At 60.7% G+C, this 9312-nt stretch carries 9 protein-coding genes and 1 pseudogene; 4 read left to right on the top strand and 6 right to left on the bottom strand.

The features are described 5' to 3' along the window. Positions 1–1301, bottom strand: a 1301-nt coding sequence (locus tag AC1DVH_RS21440; protein WP_477755497.1) for an NAD-dependent succinate-semialdehyde dehydrogenase, incomplete at its 3' end; no start/stop codon positions are given. A gap of 195 nt (positions 1302–1496) precedes the next feature. Here AC1DVH_RS21440 and AC1DVH_RS21435 point away from each other — a divergent pair. The 4 genes from AC1DVH_RS21435 to AC1DVH_RS21420 are packed head-to-tail and all read left to right on the top strand — an operon-like array spanning position 1497 to position 4691. Next, entirely contained in the window at positions 1497–1892 is a 396-nt protein-coding gene (locus AC1DVH_RS21435) for a cupin domain-containing protein (protein ID WP_477755496.1), read from the top strand. Beyond that, on the top strand, positions 1889–2656 hold the full coding sequence (locus AC1DVH_RS21430; RefSeq protein WP_477755495.1) for an HpcH/HpaI aldolase family protein: 768 nt from the start codon (positions 1889–1891) through the stop codon (positions 2654–2656). Before AC1DVH_RS21435 ends, AC1DVH_RS21430 begins: the two co-directional genes overlap by 4 nt. 30 nt (positions 2657–2686) lie before the next feature. Continuing rightward, positions 2687–3619, top strand: a complete 933-nt coding sequence (locus tag AC1DVH_RS21425; RefSeq protein WP_477755494.1) for a DUF6282 family protein — start codon at positions 2687–2689, stop codon at positions 3617–3619. A 10-nt stretch (positions 3620–3629) separates the two neighbouring features. Beyond that, entirely contained in the window at positions 3630–4691 is a 1062-nt protein-coding gene (locus tag AC1DVH_RS21420; protein WP_477755493.1) for a beta/alpha barrel domain-containing protein, read from the top strand. A 242-nt stretch (positions 4692–4933) separates the two neighbouring features. Here AC1DVH_RS21420 and AC1DVH_RS21415 read toward each other — a convergent pair. From AC1DVH_RS21415 to bktB, 5 genes and pseudogenes are all read right to left on the bottom strand, one after another. After that, positions 4934–5020: pseudogene (locus AC1DVH_RS21415) on the bottom strand (hypothetical protein); the annotation flags it as partial. Between the two features lie 120 nt (positions 5021–5140). Next, complete coding sequence (locus AC1DVH_RS21410) at positions 5141–6919, bottom strand: acyl-CoA dehydrogenase C-terminal domain-containing protein (RefSeq protein ID WP_477755492.1); 1779 nt, start codon at positions 6917–6919, stop codon at positions 5141–5143. Positions 6920–6975: 56 nt separating this feature from the next. After that, on the bottom strand, positions 6976–7245 hold the full coding sequence (locus tag AC1DVH_RS21405; RefSeq protein ID WP_477755491.1) for a hypothetical protein: 270 nt from the start codon (positions 7243–7245) through the stop codon (positions 6976–6978). Between the two features lie 142 nt (positions 7246–7387). Continuing rightward, positions 7388–8239 (bottom strand): 3-hydroxyacyl-CoA dehydrogenase NAD-binding domain-containing protein, encoded by an 852-nt coding sequence (locus tag AC1DVH_RS21400; protein ID WP_477755490.1) that lies wholly within the window; start codon positions 8237–8239, stop codon positions 7388–7390. A 17-nt stretch (positions 8240–8256) separates the two neighbouring features. Beyond that, the coding region (bktB, locus tag AC1DVH_RS21395; RefSeq protein ID WP_477755489.1) for a beta-ketothiolase BktB at positions 8257–9312 on the bottom strand (1056 nt) is incomplete at its 5' end.

Below are 9312 nucleotides of genomic sequence, written 5' to 3'. Positions count from 1 at the left end.
ATGGAGACCATGCCGGACTCCAACTCATCAGCCAGCAACGTAGCGCGCTGGATCGATCGTGTGAACGCGAACGCTGCCAGCCCGAAGGACAAGCCATTGGCCTTCTCGATGACTTCTTCGACGGTATCGAAGCGGACAATAGACGCGATCGGGCCGAACGGTTCTTCGTTCATCACCCGTGCGTTTTCCGGCACATCGGTCAGCACCGTGGCGGGATAGAAGAAGCCTGCGCCGTCGACGGTTTTACCACCCAACGCCAGTTGAGCGCCGACAGCCAGAGCATCATCTACATACTCCTGCACAGCGGCCACGCGACGTGGATTGGCCAACGGGCCCAACTGCGTCGAAGCATCATGGCCGTCACCTATCTTTATGGCTGCACCGGCCGCGCAGAACGCATCAACAAACTGCTCAAACACCGCCGATTGCACATAGAAACGCGTAGGCGAGGCACAGATCTGGCCGCCATTGCGGAATTTCAGGCCCGCCCCCAACGCCGCCACGGCCTTGACGTCAACGTCATCGCAAACAATGAACGGTGCATGCCCGCCCAGTTCCAGCGTGCAGCGCTTGAGGTACTGACCCGCCAGCGCACCCAACGCGCGACCGACCGGTACCGAGCCGGTGAACGACACTTTACGAATGATCTCGGAACGGATCAGGTAATCGGACACTTCGGCCGGTACGCCAAACACCAGGTTCAGTACGCCGTCAGGCACGCCGGCATCCTGAAACGCCCGGCACAACTCGATGCAGGATGAAGGGGTTTCCTCCGGGCCTTTGGCAATGATCGAACAGCCGGCCGCCAGTGCGCCGGCAATCTTGCGCACCAGTTGGCTGACCGGGAAGTTCCAGGGACTGAAAGCCGCTACCGGCCCTACGGGCTCACGCAAGACGGTTTGTCGGACGCCTCGGGCACGCGCAGGAATCACTCGGCCGTACGCGCGACGTCCTTCTTCGGCGTACCAATCAATGTGATCGCCAGCGCCGAAGGCTTCAAGTTTGGCTTCCGCCAGCGGCTTGCCTTGTTCCAGGGTGATCAGCGCTGCTATTTCATCCGAACGTTGACGCACCAGGTCGGCCGCACGACGCAGGATTTTCGAGCGCTCGTAGGCCGAGGTCTTGCGCCACACCTGAAAGCCACGCTGTGCCGCCGCCAGCGCGCGGTCCAGATCGGCAGTCGCGGCCAGGCTCAGCTTGGCGATCAACTCGCCGGTGGCAGGGTTAAACACATCGGACTGACGCTCGTGGGCGCCAGCAGACCATTGACCGTCAATCAGCAGGGATTCGATAACTCGCATGTAATTGGACCTTTGGAGAATTGAACGCAACCAGTTTCATTGAAAGAAACTATGTTTCTCTGTGTAGCACAATCCTAGGAGTCGAAAAGCTTGGATGTCAAGGCCAAAAAGTCGCTTGACCACTTATTGTCGAGCGCGCTAGCTTTATCTCACAGAGAAACATAATTCCCACAAGAGAAACAAAGGTACGAGCCGATGAGTATTGCCAATGCACTGCTTCATAACTGGGATGACCTGCCTCGCGAAACCGTCCGCAAAGGCGTTGAGCGCGTGGCTTTCCGTGGCGATAACACGCTGTGYGTCATGAACTGGCTGACCCCGGGCATGGATGTTTTTCCCCACAGCCACACCTTCGAACAGTTGGTGATCATCGTGCAAGGACGCGTGCGCTTTCATTTGGGTGACGACGTGGTCGAAGGGGGACCGGGCAGCATGATCCGCATACCACCCCATGTGGTGCATTACGCCGAACCGATCGGTGACGACGTGGTGATGAACCTGGACGTGTTCTCGCCGATTCGCGATGACTATCGGCACCTGATCGAATACCAGGCTGGCGAATTCGCCGACGCCGGGCAAGCACGGTCATGAACGGCATGAGCTTCTCGACCCGGCTGCGCGCCGGCCAGTCACTGATCAGCACGTTCATCAAAACACCAAGCCATGCGGTGGTGGAGATTGCCGGTGACTGCACGCTGGATGCAGTGGTGCTGGACGCCGAGCACGCGCCCTTCGATCAAGGCAGCCTTGATCGTGGCCTGCTGGCCTGCCGTGCCGCGCAGGTAGCCGGCCTGGTGCGCGTTGCCGACGACCGCCCCAGCACGCTGTTGCAGGCGCTGGACCTGGGTGCCGACGGCCTGGTTTTGCCCCATATCGTCGATGCTGCACAGGCACGTCAGATATTGCAGGCAACCCGGTATCGCCATGGCAGTCGTGGTTTCTCCAACTCGCCCAGGGCCGGCCGCTATGGCAACGCCAACCTCGTCGAACACATGGCCGCTGAGGATGGTCGTCACGCGATCATTGCCCAGATCGAGGACCGCGCGGCACTGGACAACCTCGCGGCGATCGCCAGCGTCGAGCAGATCGACTGCCTGCTGGTCGGGCGAGCCGACCTGGCCGTCTCGCTCGGCGTCAGTACGCTGGATGATCCGCGCGTCGAGTCCGCTGTCAGCCGCGTGATCGACGCCGCACTTCAAGCCGGCAAGGCTGCCGGAATTTTTGTCTCCAACAGCGAAGACCTGGAGCGCTTCAGCAACAAGGGGATGCGCTTTTTCATTCTGGGCTCGGACCAGGCGGTGCTGCGCGCTGGCTGGACTCAACAGGTGCGTCATTTCCACAGTGTGACTCGCTGAACCGCCTGCAAAACAACAAAAGGTAACCCCATGAACGCCATCATCAATACATCCACCAACGAAGAACGTGAGGCGCGAATCGACAGCCTCATGCGCGGCGCCATCGACCTGCACTGCCACAGCGGTCCCTCGGTCATGCCGCGCTACTGCGACCATATTGAAGCCATGCGTGAAGCCAGCGAGGCTGGTTTGAAGGCGGTGTTGCTCAAGGATCACTATTACAGCTGCACACCGGTGACGACCCTGCTGAACAAACACTTCAGCGAGCTTGGCGTTCACATGCTGTCGGGCGTCCCCCTGAACAATTCGGTCGGCGGGCTCAACGTCCATGCCGTCGAGCACGGCTTGAAGTTGGGGGCGAAACTGGTCTGGATGCCAACGTTTTCTTCGGCCAACCACATCGCCCATCACCATCAGGATGAGAAATTCACCGAAAAATTTCCGCAAACCACTCAACGCATGCTGCAGCCGATCCCATTGACCGTACTCGATGAAAACGGTCGTCTGAAGGAAGAGGTGAAAGCGATCCTCGATCTTATTGCCGCAGAAGACGTGGTGCTGTCTGCCGGTCACCTCAACATCAAGGAAATCTGGCCGCTATTCGAAGAGGCTCGCAAACGTGGGGTTAAAAAACTGCTGGTCAACCATCCGACGTACGTGGTCGACGCCACGCTCGATGACATGCGCGAACTGGCACGTGCTGGCGTCTACATGGAGCACTCCATGTGCATGTGGGTGCCTGGATCGAAGTTCAAATTCTACGATGATCAATTTCTGCAACAAGTGATCGAAGCGGGAACCGTGGACCTGACCATTCTCGGTTCCGACTTGGGCCAGCAAGGCAATCCAAGCATCGCCGAGGGCTTTCGTAACGTGATTGGCCAACTGCTGGATCTGAACTACAGCGACGAGGATATTCGCAAGATGACCTCCGGCAACGCTTCCCGCTTGATGAACCTGTGAGTGCACGGTCATGACGCGACTTATCACACAAATTGGGACACTGTCCTTTAAGAACCCGGTCATCTGTGGAGCTGGCGAGCAGTCCATGACTCGCGATGCCATCCGCGCAGCCCTGGGCACCGGTGCTGGTGCGGTGGTAGCCAAATCCACCAATGAATCACAAGCCGCCAAGCACCAGCTCGACAAGACGGACTATGTGCTGCTGGACTCGAACTGGAACCGCTTGCCGTGGGACTTTTCCCCGCCGCCTGATGCCAGCCTGTTCGGTCGCTCAGGCTTGGTTCAGCGCGGTTTTGCCGAATGGCTCGACGACCTGGTTAAGCTGGATCTGGAAGCTCGGCAGCAAGATGCTTACGTTATTCCCAGCCTGATCCTCAGTGACCTTGAACAATGTGCGGAGTACGCCCGGCAGATCGAACAGGCTGGCCTGCGAGTGTTGGAGCTGAACATTGGCGCCCCTCACGGTGAAGAAGCAGCCAAGGGTGCCATCGTCCTTGAGCGGGGCGCGGTACGCATTGAAGCCATTGTGTCGCGTATCCGGCAGGCGACGACATTACCGCTGTGGATCAAGCTCACCGGGCAAAGCGAGGACGTCGTCGGCCTGGCTCAGGCCGCGCGCAGGGGCGGAGCCGACAGTGTCGTGATGATGGGACGTTTCATGGGCTTTCTGCCGGATCTGGAAACCGGGCTGCCCGTGCTGGGAACCAGTGCCGCAATAGGTGGCGGTTGGGCGCTACCACTGACCGCGCGCTGGCTGATGATGACGCGCAGAGCCATGGGCGACGATTACCCGCTGATCGCCACCAACGGCGCTCGTAGCGGGCTGGACGTCGCGCGCTTTTTACTTTCCGGGGCCTGCGCCACAGAGATGACCTCTGCGGTGTTCACGGGCGGCTATGAAGTGTTGTCCCGTGCTGTACGCGAGCTGGATGAATATGTAGTCAAACGAGGTCTCAGCGTCGAGCAACTGCTGGGCAGTGCGGCTGATCAGGTGCAGACCTATCAGCAGCAACCTGACCGACCTGAGTGGTGGAAAGGCTTTGCCCCGGAGTGCCCAGGGTCTCCAGACTGAAAAGGCTCGGTCGGGAGATCACTGACAGTTGGCGATTGATGTTGCCGTGAACAAGGGTCCAAAGGGCCCGCTCTTAAGAATGCACGGGTGCGGCGAACGCACAAACTGTTGGGAACTGCTATCAGCCTGGCTGAGGTAGACATCACCTCGTGGGTCGCCGACCAGCCCCTAACTCGGGTCTACAAGTTAATCATAGGCGCTACGCCGGGACAGTTCTGGCGCAGTCCCTGCTCTGCTTCCTAGCGCTGGCCAGACAGCAGCAGGCTCTTGATCAGCAAGGGATAACTGTAGGCACCTTGCGCGGAGGTAATTATTTTTGTCTTCAGCATGCTGAGGCCTACCTGGTTCTTGTTGAGGGCTTGAATGTTGGATCGGCGCGCAGTACGTACAACGGCAGGAATGCCGCGATCAGGAGTTTGCCCAGGCTTGGGAGCCTGGGCATGGGACGATCAGAACTGCGCCGCATCCAGCAGGTACAGACTCTCGCTACCGGCTTTAACCGAAGCAGTCAGAGAGTGGATACGCGGCAACAGGCGAGCGAAGAAGAAACGTGCGGTGCCCAGCTTGCTGACGTAGAACTTGTCCTGATCCTGYTTGGCCAGGGCGGTACGTGCCATCAGTGCCCACATATAGGCGTAGGTGGTGTAGCCAAACACCTGTAGGTACTCGACCGAGGCAGCACCGACTTCGTTCGGGTTGGCCTTGGCCCGCTCCAGTAGGTCAGCGGTCATCAGTTCAAGGTTCGCGATGGCGCCTTTCAGTGGCTCGATAAATTCGGCCAGGCTGCTGTCGGCCGAATCGGTGAAGGCTTTGATCTCTTCGGCGAAGTGCTTGTAGAACGCACCGCCGCTGCCGACCACTTTACGGCCGACCAGATCGAGCGCCTGGATACCGTTGGTGCCTTCGTAGATCTGGGTGATGCGGCAGTCGCGAATCAGCTGCTCCTGGCCCCACTCACGTATATAACCGTGGCCGCCGAATATCTGCTGGCCATGGGTGGTGGTTTCCAGTGCCATATCGGTAAGGAAGGCCTTGGCTACCGGGGTCAGCAGGGCAACCAGCTCCTCCGCGCGCTTGCGGGTGGCGGCGTCTTCGCTGAACTTGGCGGTATCGAGCTGCATGGCGACGTAGCTGGAGAAGGCACGACCRCCTTCGTTCAACGCTTTCATGGTCAGCAGCATGCGGCGCACATCCGGGTGCACGATGATCGGGTCAGCGGCTTTGTCTTTAGCCACCGGACCAGTCGGCGCGCGGCTCTGGATACGGTCGCGAGCGTATTCCACAGCGTTCTGGTAGCTGCGCTCACCCAGGGACAAGCCCTGGATGCCCACGCCCAGACGCTCGTAGTTCATCATAGTGAACATGGCAGCGAGGCCCTTGTTCGGCGCATCGACGATCCAGCCGGTGGCACCGTCGAAGTTCATCACGCAGGTGGCCGAAGCCTTGATGCCCATCTTGTGTTCGATGGAACCGCAGGACAGGCTGTTCTGCTCGCCCAGAGAACCGTCGGCGTTGACCATAAACTTCGGCACCAGGAACAGCGAGATGCCTTTCGGACCTGCTGGGGCGTCCGGCAGCTTGGCCAGTACCAAGTGGATGATGTTCTCGGTCAGGTCGTGCTCACCGCCGGTGATAAAGATCTTGGTGCCGGACACCTTGAAGCTGCCATCAGCCTGCGGCTCGGCCTTGGTGCGGATGATGCCCAGGTCGGTGCCGGCATGCGGCTCGGTCAGGCACATGGAGCCCGCCCAGATGCCGGAGTACATGTTCGGCAGGTATCTTTCTTTCAGCTCTTCGCTGGCGTGGGCATTGATCGACAGGCAGGCGCCGGCGGTCAGCATCGGGTAGAGGCCAAACGACAGGTTGGCCGAGCTGACCATTTCCTCGATCTGAGCCGAGATCGCCTTGGGCATGCCCATGCCGCCGAATACCGGGTCGCCACCGAGGCCGACCCAGCCGCCTTCGGCGTAGGTCTTGTAGGCGTCCAGAAAGCCGGCCGGGGTTTTCACCGTACCGTCGCTCCAGGAGCAGCCTTCTTCATCGCCGCTGCGATTTAGCGGGGCGATCACGCCGCCGGTGACCTTGCCGGCCTCTTCGAGGATGGCCGCGGCGGTGTCTTCGTCCACCACTTCAGCCAGGCCCGGCAACTGGGCCCACAGCTTGGAGACTTCGAACACTTCATTGAGCACAAAGCGCATATCGCGCAGGGGAGCTTGGTAGTCAGACATGATTGAATTACTCAGACAGTGTGCGGGCATTGCGCATGCCCCGATTAATAGAAAGGTCAGCCGCGCGGGCTTGCACCAGGGACGCGCAACGTAACTACGGTTGCGCTATCTGCAGCCGCTGGCGGCTGCTTGAGAACGCCGGACAGCGAGCCGAGGACGATCCCGCCGATCACCTCCTGCCGCTGCGTCGGGGACAAACCAGCCTGATCCAGCCAGGCCGGCAGGTTGTTGAGCCTGGCGCCGTTAGTTTGTAAGGTCGCCTTGAGCACCGGCAGCGGGCCTGTAGCGCCGGCCTCCAGCAAGCGCGCCAGGAGCGTCTCCTCCATAGCGCCTGCGCATCTGCTCGAGGCGCGAGAGCGGTGCCTCGCCTGACTCGCCCGGGCATGCTGAGACGAATGATCGCTTGGTATTCATGACGACAAGACTCCCGGGAAAAGCCAGCGGTAGCCCATCCTTGGCAACCGCTAATCAGCTATAGCGATAAAAACCATGACCGCTCTTGCGCCCGAGGCGACCGGCTGCCACCAGCTCCCTGAGCAGGGAGGGCGGGCGGTATTTGGGATCACCGAAACCCTGCTGGAAGGACTCCAGAATCGCCAGCAGGGTATCCAGACCAACCAGATCAGCCAGCGCCAGCGGCCCCATGGGCAGACCGCAACCCAACTGCATGCCGGTGTCGATATCCTCGGCAGTGGCCAGGCCTTCCTGCAGGGTGAAGATAGCTTCGTTGAGCATCGGCACCAGAATCCGGTTGACCACGAAGCCCGGGCGGTTACCCGTGCTGATCGCGGTCTTGCCAATGCGCTCGGCGAACGCCAGGGTGCGGGTATGGAAAACCTCGGTGGTTGCCAGCCCGCGAATCACTTCCACCAGCGTCATGACCGCTACCGGGTTGAAGAAATGCAGGCCGATAAAGCGCTCGGGGTGCTGTACCTGGGAGGCCAACTGACTAATCGACAGCGACGAGGTATTGCTGGCGATGATGGCCTCAGCGCTGACCTGCTCACTAACCTGCTTGAGGATGCGCAGCTTCAGGTCCAGGTTCTCGCTGGCCGCCTCGATCACCAGGCCGGCGTCGCTCAGGCTGGCATAGTCGATACTGGTGCTGATGCGTCCTAGCGCGGCGGCGCGCTGCTGTTCCGTCAGCGTGCCCTTGTCCACCTGCCGGCCAAGGCTGCGATCAATGGACACCCGCGCCTTGGCCAAGGCGGCTTCGGATATATCCACCAGCACGACGGACAGGCCCGCAAGGGCACACACCTGGGCAATACCGCTGCCCATGATGCCGCCACCAATGACACCGATAATTTCGTCGCTCATGGTCGTCTCCCCCCTGCTCAAACGCGCTCGAAGATCGCGGCAATACCCTGGCCGCCACCGATGCACATAGTCACCAGGGCATAACGGCCCTGGGTACGATGCAGTTCATGGACGGCCTTGGTGACAATGATCGCTCCGGTGGCACCGACCGGGTGGCCGAGGGAAATGCCCGAGCCATTCGGGTTGACCTTGACCGGGTCGAAGTCGAGTTCTCGAGCCACGGCGCAGGCCTGGGCGGCAAAGGCTTCGTTGGCCTCGATCACATCCAGGTCGGCGACCTTCAGGCCGGCACGTTGCAGGGCCAGGCGGGTTGCCGGGATCGGCCCCAAGCCCATCAACACCGGATCGACACCGGCATGCGCGTAGCTGACCAGACGGGCCAGCGGGCGCAGGTTATCGGCCTGCACCGCCTCCCCCGTGGCCAGGACTACCGCCGCCGCGCCGTCGTTGAGTCCCGAGGCGTTACCGGCGGTGACCGTGCCGCCCTGCTTGAATGCGGTCTTCATGCCCGCCAGTTGCTCGATCGAGGTGTCGCCACGCACATGCTCATCGACCTCGAACAGTTGCGAGCCTTTACGCGTTTTGATTTCAACCGGCACAATCTGGCCGGCGAAACGTCCTTCGGTAATCGCACGCGCCGCACGCTGCTGACTGACCAGCGCCAGGGTGTCCTGCTCTGCGCGGCTGATGCCATGCAGTTCGGCAATATTCTCGGCGGTAATGCCCATGTGAATCCGCTGGAACGGGTCGTGGAGGGTGCCGAGCATGTAGTCCACGGCCTGCATATCACCCATGCGGCCACCCCAGCGCGCGCCTGGCAGCAGATAAGGGCCGCGGCTCATGGATTCGGCACCGCCGCCGATAGCGATGTCGCAGTCACCCAGCAGCAGGCTCTGCGCCGCCGAAATGATCGCCTGCAGACCGGAACCGCAGAGGCGATTGACGTTGAATGCGGGTGCTTCCTGGGGGATACCGGAATTCATCGCGGCCACCCGGGAAATGTAGGCATCTCGCGTCTCAGTGGGAATGACATTGCCCATCRCCACATGACCGATACGTTCGGCGTCACAACC

The organism is Pseudomonas sp. P4_C3 (assembly GCF_056402075.1).
The sequence above is the reverse complement of the archived record's forward strand: the minus strand, read 5'-3'. Positions and strand labels throughout refer to the sequence as shown.

What these genes read in the sequence shown, in the direction of transcription:
- AC1DVH_RS21430 (WP_477755495.1), top strand. Translation starts at nt 1,889, where the DNA reads ATGAACGGCATGAGCTTCTCGACCCGGCTGCGCGCCGGCCAGTCACTG.
- AC1DVH_RS21425 (WP_477755494.1), top strand. Translation starts at nt 2,687, where the DNA reads ATGAACGCCATCATCAATACATCCACCAACGAAGAACGTGAGGCGCGA.
- AC1DVH_RS21420 (WP_477755493.1), top strand. Translation starts at nt 3,630, where the DNA reads ATGACGCGACTTATCACACAAATTGGGACACTGTCCTTTAAGAACCCG.
- AC1DVH_RS21405 (WP_477755491.1), bottom strand. Translation starts at nt 7,245, where the DNA reads ATGGAGGAGACGCTCCTGGCGCGCTTGCTGGAGGCCGGCGCTACAGGC.
- AC1DVH_RS21400 (WP_477755490.1), bottom strand. Translation starts at nt 8,239, where the DNA reads ATGAGCGACGAAATTATCGGTGTCATTGGTGGCGGCATCATGGGCAGC.